Below are 16,577 nucleotides of genomic sequence, written 5' to 3'. Positions count from 1 at the left end.
GCTCGCCGGACGGGGGGGCGCCCAAGCGGTGCAAGATCGTTCCCCGTCCGTGCCGGTTCACGCACCGCGCCACGCACCTTCCGTCCGGGTCGGCGTGTCGGCGTCATGGGCCGGAGCGCGCACGGACCGCGAAGGGTGCGGAGGCACCGCTCGCCGCACGGACCGAGCGACGCCGCGCACCGGCTGGCCGGTTCGCGTTCGCGCTCCGCCCCCTGCGGATGCCGAGGTTCAGCGCCCGCCGGGCGCCTTGCGCTCCCGCGCGCCCGAGAGCTCGTCCGCGAGCTCGTGAGCGGCGATCTTGCAGTAGAGCGTGCTCTTCGCGATGCCGAGCCGGCGCGCCGCCCGGGTGAGGTTCCCGTGCTCCGCCGCCACCGCCTGCCGGATCGCGTCCGCCTCGACGTCGCGCAGCCTCGCGCCCGACGCGCGACGCTCACCCTCGGTGAAGAGCGGAGCGGCGGAGGCGCACCCCCGGATCTCCTCCGGGAGATCGTCCACGGCGACCTCCTCCGCACCCGAGACGAGCCCGATCGACTCGATCACGTTCCGCAGCTCGCGGACGTTGCCCGGCCAGGCGTACGCCTCGAGGACCGCCGCGGCCGCCGGCGAGAGCCCGCGCGCCCCGCCGCGCTCCTCCGCGAACGTGCCGAGGAAGTGCTCGGCCAGCGGCACGACGTCCTCGCGACGGTCCCGGAGCGGCGCGATGCGGACGCTCGTCACCGCCACCCGGTAGAAGAGGTCCATCCGGAACCGCCCCGCCGCGACCTCGCCGCGGAGATCGCGGTTCGTCGCCGATACGAGCCGGAAGTCCACCCGCCGCGCGCGCGTCTCGCCGATGCGCGTCACCTCGCCGTCCTCGAGCGCGCGCAGGAGGTAGCCCTGCAGCTCGAGCGGCATCTCGCCGATCTCGTCGAGGAACAGGGTGCCGCCCGCCGCCGCCTCGAGCTTCCCCTGCATCCCGCCGCGGCGTGCGCCGGTGAAGGCGCCGTCGCCGTAGCCGAAGAGCGCGCTCGCGAGCAGGTCGCGCGAGAGCCCCGCGCAGTTCACCGCGACGAGCGGCGCCTCCGCGGCGCCGCAGCGGTGGATGCCGCGGGCGAACAGCTCCTTGCCGACCCCGGTCTCGCCGAGGAGCAGCACCGGCGCGCGGGCGGGGGCGAGCCGCCGGGCCCGCGCGATCGCCTCGCGGAGCGCGGCGCTCGTCCCGACGATGCCGGCGAACGGATCCGGCTCGGTCGGCCGCGGGGCGGGCGCCGCGCGCGTCGCGCGCGCCGGCGCCGGCCGCGGAGCACGCTCCTGCACCAGCGCGACGAGCGTGCCGATCCGCTCCCCGCCGTCCATCACCGGCTCGATGCGAGCCGCTTCGAGCCACACCGGGAGGCGCGCGGGCTCGCCGGGCGCCTCCAGGTTCAGCGCCTCGACGCGGAGCGCCTGCCCGCCGGCGAGCGCCTTCCCCCGCGCAGCCAGGGCCGCGGCGGCCTGGCCGTTCGCCTTGATCGCGAAGCCGCGGCGGTCGAACAGGACGACGCCCTCGGAGTGGGCGGACGAGAGGGGCGACACGCACCGCTCGAGGATGCGGTAGCGCTGCGCGAGCTCGAGCTGCTTCAGGTGGCCTTCGATCTGCGCCGCGGCCGAGGCGACGAAGGCGAGGCTCTGCCGGCTGTAGCTCTGGCTCGCCCCGGAAACGTCCACGGCGCCGATGACGCCGCCGTCGCACGGATCGCGCACGACCGCCGCCGAGCAGGTCCACCGCTGGATCCCCTCGCAAAAGTGCTCGGCGGCGTGCACCTGGACGGCCTGCCCGACCGCGAGGGCGGTGCCGATGGCGTTCGTCCCTGTCGCGAGCTCGTCCCAGCTCACGCCGGGGACGAGCTGGATCTCCCGGGCGCGCTCGAGGGTCGCCGGGTCTCCCTCGACGCCGATGACGAGGCCGCCCGCGTCGGCGAGCAGCAGGATGCTCCCGGAGTCGGACAGGAACTCCCGCGCCGAGGCCATCACCGGAGCGCTGGCCTCGACGAGCGTCCGGTGCCGCGCGCGGTGGACGTCGAGCTCGCCCTGCTCCAGCGCGCGGCGCGCCCGGCGGAGGCCCGGGTCCACCGCGCCGTCGCGGCAGCGGAGCCACGAGCGCGCGATCACGCCTCGCACGGGCGCGGCGGCGACGTCGCCGCCGCGCAGCAGGCGTTCCCATGCGGCGACGACGTCGCGGTCGTCGCCGGGGCGCGCGAAGGACTCCGGGATCGGAATGCCGGCCAAGCGCAGCCTCCCCCGCCCGGGGACCCGGGCGGCATGGCTTCGCTGCCAGCCTATCCCATCCGGACGCGAGGGGCACCGCCGGGGCCGACCTCCCCGCGGGGAGGTCGGCCCGCCGGCGTCACGCCTTCCGGATGATGACCTTGAGCGCCCGCTCCTTCGCCGCGTTGCCGAAGGTGTCGTAGGCCTTCATCACGTCGTCGAGCTTGAACTCGTGCGTGATGAGCTTCCGCGGGGAGAGCCGCCCCGAGACCACGTTCTTGAGGAGCATCGGCGTGGTCACCGTGTCCACGAGCCGGGTCGTGATCGTGATGTTGTGCGCCCAGAGCTTCTCGAGCTTGAGCGAGACGGCCTTGCCGTGAACGCCGATGTTCGCGATGTGGCCGCCCGCGGCCACGATGTCCTGGCAGGTGTCGAACGTGGCCGGGATGCCGACGGCCTCGATGGCGACGTCGACCCCCTTCCCGCCGGTGAGCGCCATCACCTTCTCGACCGCCTTTCCGTCCCCGCTGTTCACCAGCTTCGTGGCGCCGAACTGCTTCGCGACCTCGAGCCGGTTCGCGTCGAGGTCGACCATGATGAGCTCGGCCGGCGAGTAGAACTGCGCGGTGAGCAGGGCCGCGAGCCCCACCGGTCCCGCGCCGATGATCGCCACCGTGTCGCCGGGCTTCACCGCGCCGTTCAGGACGCCACACTCGAAGCCGGTGGGGAGGATGTCGCTCAGCATGACGAGCGCGTCCTCGTCGACGCCCTTCGGCACCAGGTAGAGGCTGTTGTCCGCGAACGGGGTCCGCACGTACTCGGCCTGAGTCCCGTCGATGAGGTGGCCGAGGATCCAGCCGCCGCCGTTCGAGCAGTGCGAGTACATCCCCTTCTTGCACGCCTCGCACTTCCCGCACGAGGTGATGCAGGAGATGAGCACGCGATCGCCCTTCTTGAAGCTCGAGACGGCAGAGCCGACCTCCTCGACGACGCCGACCCCCTCGTGGCCGAGGATCCGGCCGTCGGTCACCGTCGGCACGTCCCCCTTCATGATGTGGAGGTCGGTGCCGCAGATCGTGGTCTTCTCGATCCGGACGATGGCGTCGGTGGCGTCCTTGATCGCCGGCTTCGGCTTCTCCTCCCAGGAGCGCTTTCCAGGTCCGTGGTAGACGAGCGCCTTCATGTGCCGTTCCTTTCGCCAGGGGTGAACGTTCGCCATCGCGGAGCCGATGCCGGCCCGCGAACGGCCGTGTCCCCACTTCATTGCAACGCAGCATCCAACTCGCGGCCCCAGCCGGCACGGGCCTTTCGGAGCGCCCGGTACGCGGGACGGCGTCCGGGTTCCGTACGATCGGCGGTGGGCCGTCCGGGATCCGGACGGTGCGGCGGACGCCCGGGCGATCGCTCTTCGGTCAGCCCGGATCGGAGCCTGCCCGGCCCGGCGCGAGGAGCCCGCGCGTGCACTCGACGAACGCACGCGCCGCCTCGGAGGCGTAGCCGCCCCGGCGCCGGATCAGCGCCAGGTTCCAGCCGATCGTCGGGTCCACGAGCGTCACGACGCGCACGCTGCCGGGCTCGAGCCGCCGGCAGATCGTCCGCGGGAGCAGCGCCATCCCGACGTTGGCGGCGACCATCGCCGCGATGAAGTCCCACTGGCTGCTCTCGCTCGCGATCTTCGGCGAGAACCCCCGCGAGCGGCACGCGTCGAGGATGTGCGCGTGCAGCGCGAAGTCGCGGCTGTAGAGGACGAGCGGGGTCTCCGCGAGCTCCGCGAGGCGGACGCGCTTCCGCCCGGCGAGCGGGTGCGTCCGGTGCAGCACCGCCGCGAGCTCGTCGCGGACGAACGGGAACGCCTCGAAGACCTCCTCGTTCGTGGGGAGCACCGTCACGCCCACGTCGAGGTCCCGGCCGGCGATGGCCGCCTCGATCTCCCGCGCGCCCTGCTCGCGCAGCTCCAGCGAGACGCCCGCGTGGCGCTCGCGGAAGGCGCCCAGCACCGCCGGGAAGAAGGCGGCGCCGACCATGGGCGGCAGGCCGACCCGCACCCGGCCTCGCCGGAGCGCCGACAGGTCGGCCACCTCGTCGTCGATCTCCCGCACCGACCGGAGGACAGCCTCCGAGCGCTCGAACACCACGCGCCCCGCCGCCGTCGGCTCCACGCCCCGCCCCTCCCGCAGCAGCAGCGGCACGCCGACGGAGTCCTCGAGCGCCCGGACCGCCTTGCTCACCGCGGACTGCGAGAGGTGGAGCACCGCCCCCGCCCGGGTGAAGCCGCGCTGGCGCACGACCTCGACGAACACCTCCATGTTCCGCAGCTCCACCGTCCACCTCCGGGGCCGTGCCCGTATTCCGATTCGAGATGGCTTCTATCCGATCAATTCATTTCCTTCATGAGGTCCGCGCCGCTAGGTTCGACCGGTGACCCGCGTCCTGCGCCTCGCCCTCCAGGTCGCCGCCCTCGCCCTCTTCTGGGGTGCCGGGGCCGGCCTGTCCGCCCTGCTCGGCCTGCCGATCCCCGGGCCCGTCGTCGGGATGGCCCTGCTGCTCCTCGCGCTGCGGGTCGGCCTGGTCCGGGCCGAGTGGTTCGAGGCGGGCACCGGCTGGCTGTTCCGGCACATGCTGCTCTTCTTCGTCCCTGCCGCGGTCGGCGCGGTGCAGTACCCCGAGCTGCTCGGCGCGGAGGGGTTGCGCGTGCTCGCGGTGGTGGCGGCGAGCACGGTCCTCGTCATGGTGTCGACCGGCTGCGTCGTCGACTGGGCGGCCCACACGCACCGGGGCGTCGATCGGTGAGACCGCTCGCCTGGCTCGCCGTCACCTGCGCGCTCTACGCGGCGGCCCGCGCGCTCCACCGGCGCGCCCCGTCGGCGTGGCTCTCCCCGCTCCTCGTGGTCCCGGCGGGCGTCGTCCTCCTGCTCGTCGCGACCGGCGCCCCGTACCCGCTCTACATGCGCGGCGGCGGGTGGCTCGTCCGGCTCCTCGGCCCCACCACGGTCGCGTTCGCGATCCCGCTGCACCGGCACGCGGCGCTGCTGCGACGCCACGCGCTGGAGCTCGCCGCGGGGATCGTGTCGGGCTCGGCGGTCGCCGTCGCCAGCTCGGCGCTGCTGTCCCGCGCGGTGGGGCTCGGCCCCGTGGAGGCGGCGAGCCTCGTGCCGCGCTCGATCACGACGCCGTTCGCGATGATCGTGGCCGGCGCGCTCGGAGGCTCGCCCGTGCTCGCGGCGGTGTTCGTCATCCTCACCGCGCTCGTGGGCATCGTGGTGGGGCCGGTGCTGGTCCGGCGGCTGCGGCTGCGGTCGCCGCTCTCGCGGGGCGCGCTGCTCGGGATGGGCGCGCACGGCGCGGGCACCGCCACGGCGCTCGAGCTCGGCGCCGTCGAGGGCGTCGTCGCCAGCCTCGTCATGATCGGCGCGGCCCTGCTCCTCCTCCTCGCGACCCCGGCTCTGCGGGTGGCGCTGCACGCACCGTGACCGGCGCGCCCGCGTTCGCGGGCGCGCGCGAGGTCCCCGGCGGCGCGCCTTCGGCGCGCTTCCGCGCCGCGTCCGGCACGAGCTGGTGGAACAGGCTCGACTCCCGCTTGAAGAAGCCCTCGGTGTGGAATGACCAGTCGAGGCCCAGCACCTCGAGATCCAGGTGGTGCACGATCTCGTGCAGGAGCGTGCGGAGGAAGGTCCGGAACGCAACGACGCGCCCGTGCCGCGCCGTGCGCATCCAGACGCGGATGACCGGCGGCGCCTCGCCCTCGGGCACGTACAGGCCGTGCAGCTCGTGGGTCTCTCCCCGCGGCCGCACCGCGTGGATCTCGAGGCGCGGCGGCGCGGCCCCGAGGGCGCGGGAGACGCCGGCGCAGATCGCGAACGCGGCCCGGGCCACCGCCTCGCCGTCGCTCGCGTCGAGCGCCGTCCGGAGCGCCTCGACGCTCGGGTGGAGGGCGGACACCCCGGGGACGCGGAGCGACGTGACGACGTCGCTCCGGCGGTAGGTCGCCTGCTCGCGGCGGGAGAGGCGCTGGTAGTACGCGAACGGCAACGGAACGGTGGGTTAAGCGCGCCGGGGCCCCGGCGCCGTCAGTTCATGAACGGCGGCGGGCGCACCGTCACACCCTCGATCGGCTGGCGGCCGGCGAAGCCCTCCTCGAGGCCGTGCCAGTGCGACACGGCGGGCTCGCCGAACTGCCAGCAGAGGAAGACCGGCTCCCCGTCCATGAGCGCGTAGAAGTCGACGAGCCCCTGGTCGATGTCCTTCACGAGGCAGCCGAGCTCGTTCACGCGCTCCACCGCCGCGGTGATCTCGCCAGCGAGCGCCCGGAGCCGCTCCGTGTCCGCCTCCCGGCCGGGAGGCGCCTCGCCGTCCTCCTGCAGGAGCTCGACCGCGGCGTCGGCGCCGCCGAGGGAGTCGATGAGGGGACCGAGCTCCGCCCGGACCCGCGCCACCCTCCCGAACTCCAGCTCCAGGGAGGTGACGAGCGCGTTCGCCTCCTCGACCGTGAAGAACCGAGGCCCCGCGTCCATGGGCGGAAACGTTAGCATGGGCGTGTTATAAGCGCGGCTCCACGCCCGCCGAGGGCGGAAAAGGACCTTTCCGACGTGCTCGAGACCGTATCCAAAGGGTTCAAGGCAGCCCGCAACAAGCTGAAGGGGCGCACCGAGATCACCCCCGAGGTGGTCGACGACGCGCTCCGCGACATCCGGGTCTCGCTCCTCGAGGCCGACGTCTCCTTCGACGTCGTGAAGCGCTTCGTCGCTCGCGTCCGCGAGAAGGCGATCGGCGAGGTGGTCGAGACGAAGGTGAAGACGGAGAAGGGCCTGCTGAAGGTCACTCCGCAGGACCACTTCATCAAGATCTGCCACGACGAGCTCGAGGCCCTCATGGGCCCGGTCGACACCTCGCTCCGGTTCGCGGACAAGGGTCGCCCGAGCGGCGTGATGATGGTCGGCCTCCAGGGCTCGGGCAAGACGACGACCGCCGGCAAGCTCGCCAACAAGCTCCTCAAGGACGGAAAGAAGCCCATCCTCGTCGCGGCGGACGTCTACCGCCCGGCCGCCGTCGATCAGCTGAAGGTGCTCGGGGAGAAGCTCGGCGTCCCGGTGTTCCACGAGCCGGGCGTCTCGCCGCCGGACATGTGCCGCCACGCCTTCGAGGCGGCGCAGCGCGACAAGGCGAACGTCGTCATCTACGACACCGCCGGCCGCCTCGCCATCGACGATGAGCTGATGGTGGAGCTGGAGCAGATCAAGGCCCAGGTCCACCCCGAGAACATCCTCCTCGTCGCGGACGCGATGATCGGCCAGGACGCGGTGAAGACCGCGGCCGAGTTCGACCGCCGGCTCGCGATCGACGGCTTCATCCTCACGAAGCTCGACGGCGACGCGCGCGGTGGCGCCGCGCTCTCCATCAAGGAGGTCACCGGCAAGCCCATCAAGTTCCTCGGCATGGGCGAGTCGCTCGATCGCCTCGAGGAGTTCCGGCCCGAGGGCCTCGCCTCCCGCATCCTCGGATTCGGCGACATCGTCGGCCTGGTCCAGGACTTCCAGGAGCACGTCGACGAGGAGACCGCCGAGGCCGACGCGCAGAAGATCCTCTCGGGCGAGTTCACGCTCGGGGACTTCGTGAACCAGATCCGGCTCGTCCGGAAGATGGGTCCGCTCGGCGAGCTGATGGAGAAGTTCCCGCTGTTCGGGGACCTCCCGGAGAACTTCCAGTTCGACGACCAGGCGCTGACGAAGATCGTCGCGATGGTCGACTCGATGACGGAGGGCGAGCGGCTCCGCCCGGACTCGATCACCGACGCCCGCATCAAGCGCATCGCGAAGGGCTCCGGCCGCGGCGAGAAGGAGGTCCGCGACCTCCTCAAGCAGTACAACGCCATGCGCGGGGTGATGAAGCAGATCGGCTCCGCCCCCGGCCTCCTCGCGCGCCTCCCCGGCGTGAAGCAGCTCATGCAGCTGCGGAAGATGCAGGGCAAGGGGATGGAGGACGTCCTCGGCGAGGACGCCGGCGCCGTCGAGCGCGCCCTGCAGGGCGGCCTCGTCGATCCCCGCATGGCCGCCCAGATGGCGGGCCTGCCGAAGGGCTACACGCCGCCGATGTCCGCCGGCGCGATGGCGCGCGCCCGCCTGATGGGCTACGCCCCCGAGCCGATCTCGGTCGAGAGCGCGAAGGAGCGCGAGGCGCGCCGCAAGAAGCGGAAGCAGGAGCGGCAGGCGAAGAAGAAGGCGCGGAAGAGCAAGAAGAGGTAGGACGGGCGTCCCCGCGTTACGCTTCGGGTCGTGACGCGCCCGATCCTCCCCGCCCGCCCCCGCCTCGCCCACGTCGAGCCGCGTCCGGTGACGCTCGAGGACGGCTCCGAGGCGATCGCCATCCACGATCCCAGCGGCGCCGTCCCCGGCGCCGTCGCGCTCTCGCCTGCGGCGTGGTGGCTCGCCGCGCACCTCGATGGCCGGCGCACGCTCGACGAGATCGCCGGCCGCGCCCGGGGCGAGGGGCTCCCCGTCGACGTCGCCCAGCTCGCGGATCTCGCCGCGGCCCTCGCCAGCGCGGGCTTCGTCGAGGGGCCCGTGCTCGACGCCCACCTCGCCCGCGCGCTCGCCGCGTACCGCGGTGCCGCGGCGCGCCCGCCGACCTGCGCCGGCGGCGTCTACCCGGAGGATCCCGCCGCGCTCCGGGCCGCGCTCGACCGGTGGCTCGGACACGCGGACGGTGCCGCGCCGGCGGCCGGCGCGGCGCCGATCACGCTGCTCGTCGCCCCTCACATCGACTACCCCCGCGGCGCCGCCGGCTACGCGCACGCGTACCGCGCCCTCGCCGCCACCGACGCCGACCTCTTCGTCGTCTTCGGCACGGCCCACGCGTCGCCGCCGAGCCTCTTCACGCTCACGCGGGTCGACTACGGCACGCCGCTCGGGCCGGTCCGGACCGACCGCGCCGTGGTGGACGCGCTCGTCGCGACGCTCGGGGAGGAAGCGGTCCTGTCCGACGAGCTGCATCACCGCAACGAGCACTCCGTGGAGCTGCAGCTCGTGATGCTGGCGCACGTGGTCCGCCGGCCCTTCACCGCCGTCCCGGTGCTCTGCTCCTCCGTCTCGCACCTCCGCGATCCCGCCGCCGCGACGGCGCCGTTTCTCGCGGCCCTCGCCCGCGCGGTGCGCGGCCGGAGGGTCTGCTACGTCGCGGGCGCGGACCTCGCCCACGTCGGCCCGATGTACGGCGACGCTCGCGCGCCGACTCCGGCCGAGCTCGCCGCCCTCGCGGCGCAGGACCGGCGCACGATGGCGTTCGTCGCGTCGGGCGACGCGGACGGGTTCCACCGCGACGCGATCGTCGACGACGCGCGGCGGCGCCTCTGCGGGATCGCGCCGATCTACGCCGCCCTGAAGGCGAGCGGCGCGCGGGCCCGGCTCCTCCACTACGGGCAGTGGACCGACGGCACGGACAGCGTGAGCTACGCGGCCGCCGCCGGGTGAAGCGCGCCCGGTCCGACCCGTCGGGGCGCGTCCCGGCTTCACGGGACGAGGGGTCTTTCGCGCGAGGGGTGCCGTCCAGGACCGCGGGGATTACTCGTGAGGAGCATGGCTTCGATCGTCCGCTCACTCGCCCGCGCTGCCCTCCCCGTGACCGCCGCCGTGCTGCTCGCCCGTGCGCCCGCGGCGCGCGCCTGCTCGGTCTGCGGGTGCGGGGACCCGCTCCTCGACGCGGCCGACCCCGCGGCGATGACGAGCCGGCTGCGGGTCGCGCTCGACGGCGAGAGCCTCGACGTCACCTCCGGGAGCGAGACGACCCCGGGCGCCACCGACACCCTCCACCAGTACACCCTGAAGCTCCAGGCGGCCGCGAACCCGGTGCCGGGCGTCACGCTCGTCGGGACGGTCCCGCTCACGCGGAAGACGATGACGACCGAAGGGCTCACGACGTCGGACGTGACGGGGCTCGGCGACGTGGAGCTTGCCGCGCGGATCGCCCTGCTCGACGTCCCGAACTTCGCCGCGCGTCGCCTCCAGGGCGTGGCGCTGTCCATCGGCACGTCCCTCCCCACCGGCCCGAACGATCTCCGCGCCGGCGGCGAGCGGATCGACGAGCACGGGCAGCCCGGGACCGGCAGCTTCGGGCCGTTCGCCGGGCTCCATTACCGCGTCGATCAGGGGGACTGGTACGGCTCGGCGAGCGTGACCGGGCGCGTACATACCGTGAACGGGCACGGGTACCGGTACGGCGGCGCGGTCCTCTGGAGCGCGCACGGGCAGTACCGGCCGGTGAAGCGGCTCGCGCTCGACCTCGGCGTCGACGGGCGCTGGGCGGCGCAGGACCGGGACGAGGCAGGCCCCGTCCTGAACACCGGCGGTACCGTGCTCTCCGCGTCACCGGGGCTGTACTGGAACGCGGCCGGCGGCGCGTGGCTCTCCGTGCGGGCGCAGCTGCCGGTCTGGACGCGGCTCGTCGGGGAGCAGAGCGTCGGGCCGACCGTCGTCGCGGGCGTCCAGTACCAGCTGTTCTAGGCAGTCATTGCGTTCTTCCTACTGAGTCACAGCGGGTTCGCGACGCCCAACTCCTGGCCGTGGACCGTTTGTGGACCGATCTCGACCGGCTCGTCCCCACCGGCCCGGAGGTCGAGGGAGATCGTCGCGAGGTCGCTCTCGGGGAAGAGATCCGGCCGGAGGTGCGCGTACCGCTCGGTCTCGCGCACGGAGAAGTGCCCGAGGATCGTCTGGAGCTTCTGGATCGATCCACCCGCGATCGCCCACTGGCTCGCGAAGGAGTGGCGCCCGGCCTCGTACCAGCCGAGACTCTCGCGGGCGAGCCCGAGCTTCACGAGCACCCTGCGAAGGGCGGCGTGCCGTGACCGGGGGGCGACGCCCTCGATCACCTTCCCCTCGCCGCCGGTGCGCAGCCGCCATGCGCGCAGCACAGGAAGGAGCGGATCGAGGATCGGCACGAACCTCGTCTCCTTGTCCTTGAGCGGGCCGAGAATGCTTTCCCGAACGTGAATGCGCCGCGCCGGGAGGTCGACGCTCGCCCACCGAAGCGCGAGCGCCTCGCCGGGCCGGAGCCCCGCGAACGCAGAGAGCGCGAAGGCGACGTTCCAGGGCTCGGGGAGCGCGAGGAAGATCCGGCGGAGGTCCTCCTTCCGCTCGATGAACGGTGTCGACTTCGGATCGTACTCCGGCCGCACGAGGCGGCGGAGCGAGCGCGGCAGCCCGCGAATCGGGTTCACCGTCGCCTTCCCCTGCTCGATCAGCTCCTCGAACAGACTCGACAGGAGCGCGGTGTAGATGCGGATCGTGCCGCCGCTCAGGCCCTCCGCGCGCTTCACCAGGACGAACCGACGGATCGCGGCGGTGTCCACCTCGGATGGCCTCAGGTGATCGAAGTACGGGGCGAGGTGCAGCCTCCACCGCCCCGCGTCCTCCTCGCCCGCCCGGTGCGTCTTCTTCCGCTGCGCGAGAAAGTCGTCCACGACCTCCCCGAGCGTCGGCACCTTCCGCGGGTCCGGCGCGAGCCCCGTCCCCGCGCGCGCGGCCTCGCCGAGGGTCATCGCGAGCCAGCGCTTCGCCTCCTCGGGCGTCGCGAACCCGGCCTTACGCTGGCGCCGTCCGTTCACGCGGTAGCGCACGCCGAACGACGCCTTCAGCTCGAAGACCTCGCCCTGGCCCCAGGCGCGCGCCTTACGATGACGAGCCATGGTCCGCCGCCCTCCTCCCCGCGAGCCTCTTCAAGACGTGGACGCCACCGCCGCCGGGCGCCCAGGACTCCGCCTCGCCGCGCGCTCGGGCGAGGCCCGCGATCATGTGGCTGACGAGCCGCTCCACCGCGGGCGTCCGCTTCGTCGCGTGCACTTCGTACGCGTACTGCTGCTTCGCTGTCGTCATGGCCTTCTCCTCCTCGGCACGACATCATCCGTCGCCAGCCACCCCTCCCGAGCGAGCCAGTCCGCGAGGATCTTCACGGCGAGATTCCCGACCGTGCGGCGGTCGGCATCGGCCGCGCGAGTCAGCGCGTCCAGAACTGCGGCCGGGAGCCGGATGCTGAGGCGGCGGTCCTTCTTCTCCACGGCGGCCAATGTCGGACGTTGACCGCCATTCAGCAATGGACGGTCCTTCATGCGCCTAGGCGATAGGCGATCGGCCGAGCCGTCGGACCGCGGCGCCATCGAGGCCGCGGCAGCGGGCGAGATCAATGCGCACCGACCGGCCGATCCGGCGGTAGGGGAGCGAGCCGTCCTTCACCCCTCGCCTCACCGTAGAGACGGACACGCCGAGCCGCCGGGCCGCCTCCTGCACGCCCACGAGTAGTGGCGGCTGCGCCTCGATGAGCCGGTCCACCGCTTCGCGCACCGCGCGGAGTTCTGCGACGAACGGGACGAGCGCCTTCCGCACGGCGTCGTCCAGCCCGAGCGCGGCGGCGAGGTCGGGAGCCATTGCTCCTGTGTGCGCAATCCGACACACGGACGTCAATCGACACCCGGGAACACCTTGACCGCGGCGCCGGGGTTGCGGACACCGTCAACATGATCACCACACACCGAATCATCGACGAGGACGGCGAGCAGATGACGCCGGTTCGCCGGCTCCGGGAGGCTCGGGGCTGGGCGCAGTTCAAGCTAGCAGTGGAGAGCGGCTTGTCGATCGGAACGATCGCCGCGGCGGAGCGGTGGGGCCTCATGACCCCGCGTACGGTCCGGCGCCTCGCGGCTGCCTTTCAGGTCTCGGAGGAGGAGCTTCACTCACGCGGCGAGGAGGAGTAGCCGATGACGACGGGTGAAGTCGACAGATACAACGGCTTCGAGGTGCACCCGGCCGCTGGGCTGTTCCCGGAGATGGAAAGCGACGAGCTGCGCGCGCTCGCGGACAGCATCCGGGAGTACGGCGTCAGGGTGCCTCTCGTCTTCCATGGCGGGAAGCTCCTCGATGGTCGGAACCGAGCGCGCGCGTCGTATCTCGCTGGCATCGCGCCCAAGGACGTCCCGCGCCGCTCCCTCGACGAGAGCATCGATCCGTATCAATACGCCTGGGACCTGAACTGCTCGCGCCTCGACTACAGCCCGGCGCAGAAGGCCGCCATCCGGATCAAGGTCAATGAGGCGTCCGGCGAGCTGCAACGCGCACAGGAGGAGGCCGAGGAGCGCGCGAACCGGGCGCGGGCGGAGAAGGCGAAGGGCAACGACAACGCCGCGAAGGAGCGCCCGGAAAACAGTCGCCCGCCACATGACGGACCACTGAAGCGGCACCGGGACAGTCCCGTAGCCAAACAGATCGCGCAGGAGGCTCACGTATCTCCGCGCACCGTCGAGCGGGTGATGAAGCTGAAGCGCGAGGAGCCGGAGAAATTCGAGCGGGTGGTCAATGGCCGCCGGAATCTCCGTCGCAGCGGGAGCCGCGACCTCTTCCCGGCGCAGATCCCGAAGCCGGCCCGCCGCTCCCCGAAGACATTCGCGGCCTTCCTCCGGGAGCGCATTCCATCGACCGATTGCGCGGAGTTGGCCCGGCTGCTGACGCCGGCGCCGCCGGACACCGCGGCGGCCGAATGAAATAACCCCGGCGCCAGAGGGAGGGCGACGCCGGGGCTCGGGAGACCGTCACCGGAAGGGCGAGAGGCCTATGAATTGATCACTACGCAACCACCCTCTGAATTGCAGGATGACCCCGACGGCGAGAGGAAGAGGACGCCGGCCGAGGACCACGCGGCCTTCTGCGCCTACTTGGCCGAGGTGTGGCGCCGCGACAAGGAGCGGCGCAAGGCTGAGCAGACCGGCGCGGTGCTCGGCCTCGGGTGGGCTCTACACGACGAGGAAACGTCGCTCGAGGCCCCCGTCCCTCGAATCGCGACCGGCTGGCCCCGCCTCGACGCCGTGCTCGGCGGCGGGCTCGAGGTCCCGTCACTGAACGTCATCGGGGCCGGGCCGAAGGCGGGTAAGTCCACCTGGGCGCAGCTCATCGCCGAGCGCCACGTCGCGGCGGGCGGGTTCACCTATTACCTCGACTTGGAGAACGGCCGGCGCCGTCACCTCCGGCGGATCCTTTGCCGCCGCGCGAAGCTCGGGCCGAAGCAGGTCGTCGCCGCGCTCCGGGACCACCGGGCCGGCGTCTTCACATCGCGCGCAGAGTACGAGCGGTGGGTCGCGGCGAAGGAATGGGTCCGGGAGACGCTCGGACCACGGTACTGGCTGGAGTGCGGCCCGTCCGACCTCAAGGCCCGCCTCACCCAGGCCCGACAGGTCGCCGGTGCCCGGAAGCTCCTCGTCGTGGTCGACTCGCTCCAGAAGTTGCTCCGCGAGCCGAAGGAGCGGCGCATCGAGATCGACAACTGGCTCCGCCTGTTCGAGGAGATCCGGTACAGGTTCGAGGCGACGATCCTCGTCGTCTCCGAGATACGACGTGGGCGCGAGGGGTACGCGCCGGGCGAGGACACCTTCAAGGAGAGCGGCTCGATCGAATACTCCGCCGACCTCGCCCTCACCCTGGACCGTCCCCGGGCGGACGAGGACATGGAAGCGGTCTCGCACCTCGTCGTCCAGCTCGCGCGCGACTGCGACGAGGACCCCCGCGGCGACGTGGCGAGCTACCGGCCGGTCTTCCCCTACTACGGCCTCGCCGAGGAGGACCCCGTCCCGCGCGCCGCGCGCAAGGGCAAGCCCGGTCGGAAGCCGGCGACCCGCGAGGCGATGGAGGCGCTCCTCCGCGAGGCGCTCGCGGACGGCCCCGCCACCGTCAAGGCCGTTCGCGCTCGGGCGGAGGCGGCCGGCATCGACGCCACCGGGAACACGTTCAAGCGCGCCCGGCAGGCCCTCGGGGTCGAGGACGTCATTCACGAGGGCGAACGGGCCTGGAGGCTGCCCTCGCCACAATGACGAGCGTAATCTGGCATTCTGGCAAGAGCGGGCTCTTCGCGCTGAGCCGCAGCGTTTTCAGGGTCGCCAGAATACGGAGGCTATTTTGGCAGGCGCCCGGGGACGGGATGGAGCCCGACCGCAGAAGAGGGCTCCCGTCCCCTGGTACCCGATCGAGTCGCCAAATTGCCAGAATTCCCCGTAGGGGAGGTAATTTGGCAGATGGCGGCTCAATTGGGGCGAGGATAGAGGCGCGTGCCTTTGGTCGACCATGGAGGCGGCCGATTGGATTCGTAACCACACCCTGCGCTATCGTAAAAGGACCTTGCCAAAACCCGTCAGCGTGGCCCCAGATGCAGCGAAACCTACGACTGGCGTGAAGAAGCGCGCCCGTCGCCTGAAGACCGCCAAGAATCTCTCCGGGTTCGTGCGCGCGAAGATGCGCGAGGTCGAGACCGACGAGTCGATCCCGAAGGCGCGACGGGCGAAGCTGCTCCTCGACTACGCGAAGCTGCTCGCGAAGCTCATCGAGAGCGCCGCCGAGGAGGAGCAGCTCCGTCGCGCCGAGCGCGTCCTCGCGGAGTCGCGCGCGCAGGCGGCCTCGAGCCGGCCCTGAGCGCTCGATGGGCCACGCCCGGTCCACGACGTCCGATCCGCCGCCGCAACGGCCCTAGAACGCCAGCGCCGGGACGGCGCACACGGCGCAGTACCCCGGATACTGGAGGGTCGCATTGGGGTTGGTGCTCTTCGAGCGCCGCGCGGCGCGCTGTCGCAACGTGACGTCCCGAGATCAGACCTGTGTCGTACAGTCGGCGTCATGCCACCTGCGAATCCGTGGTTCGACTTCTGGCAGAAGCTCGCCCTCATCGTCGCCGACAAGGTCGTCCTCGGCCTCGCCGTCCTGCTCGTTGGCTTCTGGTTCCAGAGGAGACTGGAGCAGCACCGTCGGAATCAGGCCGTCTTCACCGAGCACGCGAAGATGGCAGTCGCGGCGTTCAATCGCGTCCTGAGCATCGTCCACGACATCCGATCGACGATGTCGGACGTGAACGCGACAGCCTTGACCGAGCGGGCGAAGACCCGTCTCTCCAAGCGCGCGAGCGAGATGATGCGCGTGCTGATGGAAGACCGGTACCTTGTTGGACCAGCGTTCTTCTCTGCCGGGATGCGGCTGGCCTGCGTGGCTCGACGCTCGACGGTGATGGACGACGACTTCGCAGACTTCCTCGCGCACACGTACCACGTCGAGGATCTCCTCAAGGTGATGCTGGCGAGTCGCCCCCGTTTCGCGCAGCTCCCGAGCGACGAGCGACACTTCGCGTACCCCACGATCGAAGAGGCTTCGAAACGCGCGGGAGTGACGGACACATGGCCCGTACTCGACGATTACGCCGATCCGGAGCCGATCATCCCCGAGGGCGCTCGCAAGCGGGCTCTGGAAGCGGCCCGTCTCAGCGGCGGACCCTCGACGCCTACAGACGGGTGAGGCTTCCATGCAGCCGCGGTGAGCGTCGCGCGCACATTGCACGGC

The 16,577-nt window shown here is 72.1% G+C and carries 19 protein-coding genes; 10 read left to right on the top strand and 9 right to left on the bottom strand.

Annotation, left to right across the window (positions count from 1 at the left end; all coding sequences use genetic code 11):
• Window positions 1-228: 228 nt before the first annotated feature.
• The 3 genes from AMOR_RS19930 to AMOR_RS19920 form a co-directional block, all read right to left on the bottom strand.
• Window positions 229-2,247, bottom strand: a complete 2,019-nt coding sequence (locus AMOR_RS19930; RefSeq protein ID WP_248353490.1) for a sigma-54-dependent Fis family transcriptional regulator — start codon at window positions 2,245-2,247, stop codon at window positions 229-231.
• 118 nt (window positions 2,248-2,365) lie between these two features.
• Entirely contained in the window at window positions 2,366-3,409 is a 1,044-nt protein-coding gene (locus AMOR_RS19925; protein ID WP_248353489.1) for a zinc-dependent alcohol dehydrogenase family protein, read from the bottom strand.
• A gap of 229 nt (window positions 3,410-3,638) precedes the next feature.
• Window positions 3,639-4,547, bottom strand: coding sequence for a LysR family transcriptional regulator (locus AMOR_RS19920; RefSeq protein WP_248353488.1), 909 nt, complete (start codon window positions 4,545-4,547; stop codon window positions 3,639-3,641).
• A gap of 97 nt (window positions 4,548-4,644) precedes the next feature.
• Between AMOR_RS19920 and AMOR_RS19915 the strand changes: the two genes are divergently transcribed.
• Window positions 4,645-5,016: a CidA/LrgA family protein gene (locus AMOR_RS19915; protein WP_248353487.1), complete on the top strand. Its 372-nt coding sequence runs from the start codon at window positions 4,645-4,647 to the stop codon at window positions 5,014-5,016.
• Entirely contained in the window at window positions 5,013-5,696 is a 684-nt protein-coding gene (locus AMOR_RS19910; protein ID WP_248353486.1) for an LrgB family protein, read from the top strand. Before AMOR_RS19915 ends, AMOR_RS19910 begins: the two co-directional genes overlap by 4 nt.
• Here AMOR_RS19910 and AMOR_RS19905 read toward each other — a convergent pair.
• Both AMOR_RS19905 and AMOR_RS19900 read right to left on the bottom strand, forming a co-directional pair.
• Window positions 5,626-6,255, bottom strand: a complete 630-nt coding sequence (locus AMOR_RS19905) for a hypothetical protein (RefSeq protein WP_248353484.1) — start codon at window positions 6,253-6,255, stop codon at window positions 5,626-5,628. The genes AMOR_RS19910 and AMOR_RS19905 overlap by 71 nt on opposite strands.
• 38 nt (window positions 6,256-6,293) lie before the next feature.
• On the bottom strand, window positions 6,294-6,737 hold the full coding sequence (locus AMOR_RS19900; protein WP_248353482.1) for a DUF2203 domain-containing protein: 444 nt from the start codon (window positions 6,735-6,737) through the stop codon (window positions 6,294-6,296).
• A gap of 75 nt (window positions 6,738-6,812) precedes the next feature.
• On the opposite strand from AMOR_RS19900, the gene ffh reads away from it, so the two are divergent.
• From ffh to AMOR_RS19885, 3 genes are all read left to right on the top strand, one after another.
• Window positions 6,813-8,465, top strand: a complete 1,653-nt coding sequence (ffh, locus tag AMOR_RS19895) for a signal recognition particle protein (RefSeq protein WP_248353480.1) — start codon at window positions 6,813-6,815, stop codon at window positions 8,463-8,465.
• Between the two features lie 30 nt (window positions 8,466-8,495).
• Window positions 8,496-9,689, top strand: coding sequence for an AmmeMemoRadiSam system protein B (gene amrB / locus AMOR_RS19890; RefSeq protein ID WP_248353478.1), 1,194 nt, complete (start codon window positions 8,496-8,498; stop codon window positions 9,687-9,689).
• A gap of 105 nt (window positions 9,690-9,794) precedes the next feature.
• A complete protein-coding gene (locus tag AMOR_RS19885) occupies window positions 9,795-10,718 on the top strand; it encodes a hypothetical protein (RefSeq protein ID WP_248353477.1) in 924 nt (307 codons plus the stop codon).
• A gap of 26 nt (window positions 10,719-10,744) precedes the next feature.
• On the opposite strand, the gene AMOR_RS19880 is transcribed toward AMOR_RS19885, so the two are convergent.
• The 4 genes from AMOR_RS19880 to AMOR_RS19865 are packed head-to-tail and all read right to left on the bottom strand — an operon-like array spanning window position 10,745 to window position 12,638.
• Window positions 10,745-11,902, bottom strand: coding sequence for a tyrosine-type recombinase/integrase (locus tag AMOR_RS19880; RefSeq protein WP_248353476.1), 1,158 nt, complete (start codon window positions 11,900-11,902; stop codon window positions 10,745-10,747).
• Window positions 11,886-12,089, bottom strand: a complete 204-nt coding sequence (locus AMOR_RS19875) for a hypothetical protein (RefSeq protein WP_248353475.1) — start codon at window positions 12,087-12,089, stop codon at window positions 11,886-11,888. Before AMOR_RS19875 ends, AMOR_RS19880 begins: the two co-directional genes overlap by 17 nt.
• The gene (locus AMOR_RS19870; protein ID WP_248353474.1) at window positions 12,086-12,271 is read right to left on the bottom strand and encodes a ribbon-helix-helix domain-containing protein; all 186 of its coding nucleotides are present in this window, start codon (window positions 12,269-12,271) and stop codon (window positions 12,086-12,088) included. Before AMOR_RS19870 ends, AMOR_RS19875 begins: the two co-directional genes overlap by 4 nt.
• A gap of 55 nt (window positions 12,272-12,326) precedes the next feature.
• A complete protein-coding gene (locus AMOR_RS19865; protein ID WP_248353473.1) occupies window positions 12,327-12,638 on the bottom strand; it encodes an excisionase family DNA-binding protein in 312 nt (103 codons plus the stop codon).
• Window positions 12,639-12,727: 89 nt separating this feature from the next.
• Here AMOR_RS19865 and AMOR_RS19860 point away from each other — a divergent pair, with 89 nt between their 5' ends.
• The 5 genes from AMOR_RS19860 (at window position 12,728) to AMOR_RS19840 (ending at window position 16,532) form a co-directional block, all read left to right on the top strand.
• Window positions 12,728-12,964: a helix-turn-helix domain-containing protein gene (locus AMOR_RS19860; protein WP_248353472.1), complete on the top strand. Its 237-nt coding sequence runs from the start codon at window positions 12,728-12,730 to the stop codon at window positions 12,962-12,964.
• A 3-nt stretch (window positions 12,965-12,967) separates the two neighbouring features.
• Window positions 12,968-13,747, top strand: a complete 780-nt coding sequence (locus AMOR_RS19855) for a ParB N-terminal domain-containing protein (protein WP_248353471.1) — start codon at window positions 12,968-12,970, stop codon at window positions 13,745-13,747.
• Window positions 13,748-13,849: 102 nt separating this feature from the next.
• The gene (locus tag AMOR_RS19850) at window positions 13,850-15,067 is read left to right on the top strand and encodes a DnaB helicase C-terminal domain-containing protein (protein WP_248353470.1); all 1,218 of its coding nucleotides are present in this window, start codon (window positions 13,850-13,852) and stop codon (window positions 15,065-15,067) included.
• Between the two features lie 355 nt (window positions 15,068-15,422).
• Window positions 15,423-15,662: a hypothetical protein gene (locus tag AMOR_RS19845; RefSeq protein WP_248353468.1), complete on the top strand. Its 240-nt coding sequence runs from the start codon at window positions 15,423-15,425 to the stop codon at window positions 15,660-15,662.
• 201 nt (window positions 15,663-15,863) lie between these two features.
• Window positions 15,864-16,532, top strand: coding sequence for a hypothetical protein (locus AMOR_RS19840; protein ID WP_248353467.1), 669 nt, complete (start codon window positions 15,864-15,866; stop codon window positions 16,530-16,532).
• Window positions 16,533-16,577: the final 45 nt, after the last annotated feature.

Origin of the sequence: Anaeromyxobacter oryzae (genome assembly GCF_023169945.1) — a bacterium.
Classification (GTDB): Bacteria; Myxococcota; Myxococcia; order Myxococcales; family Anaeromyxobacteraceae; genus Anaeromyxobacter; species Anaeromyxobacter oryzae.
The sequence above is the reverse complement of the archived record's forward strand: the minus strand, read 5'-3'. Positions and strand labels throughout refer to the sequence as shown.

Coding starts and splice junctions, on each gene's coding strand:
- AMOR_RS19865 (WP_248353473.1), bottom strand. CDS start 12,638: ATGGCTCCCGACCTCGCCGCCGCGCTCGGGCTGGACGACGCCGTGCGG.
- AMOR_RS19925 (WP_248353489.1), bottom strand. CDS start 3,409: ATGAAGGCGCTCGTCTACCACGGACCTGGAAAGCGCTCCTGGGAGGAG.
- AMOR_RS19840 (WP_248353467.1), top strand. CDS start 15,864: ATGCCACCTGCGAATCCGTGGTTCGACTTCTGGCAGAAGCTCGCCCTC.
- AMOR_RS19900 (WP_248353482.1), bottom strand. CDS start 6,737: ATGGACGCGGGGCCTCGGTTCTTCACGGTCGAGGAGGCGAACGCGCTC.
- AMOR_RS19860 (WP_248353472.1), top strand. CDS start 12,728: ATGATCACCACACACCGAATCATCGACGAGGACGGCGAGCAGATGACG.
- AMOR_RS19880 (WP_248353476.1), bottom strand. CDS start 11,902: ATGGCTCGTCATCGTAAGGCGCGCGCCTGGGGCCAGGGCGAGGTCTTC.
- AMOR_RS19855 (WP_248353471.1), top strand. CDS start 12,968: ATGACGACGGGTGAAGTCGACAGATACAACGGCTTCGAGGTGCACCCG.
- AMOR_RS19885 (WP_248353477.1), top strand. CDS start 9,795: ATGGCTTCGATCGTCCGCTCACTCGCCCGCGCTGCCCTCCCCGTGACC.
- AMOR_RS19875 (WP_248353475.1), bottom strand. CDS start 12,089: ATGACGACAGCGAAGCAGCAGTACGCGTACGAAGTGCACGCGACGAAG.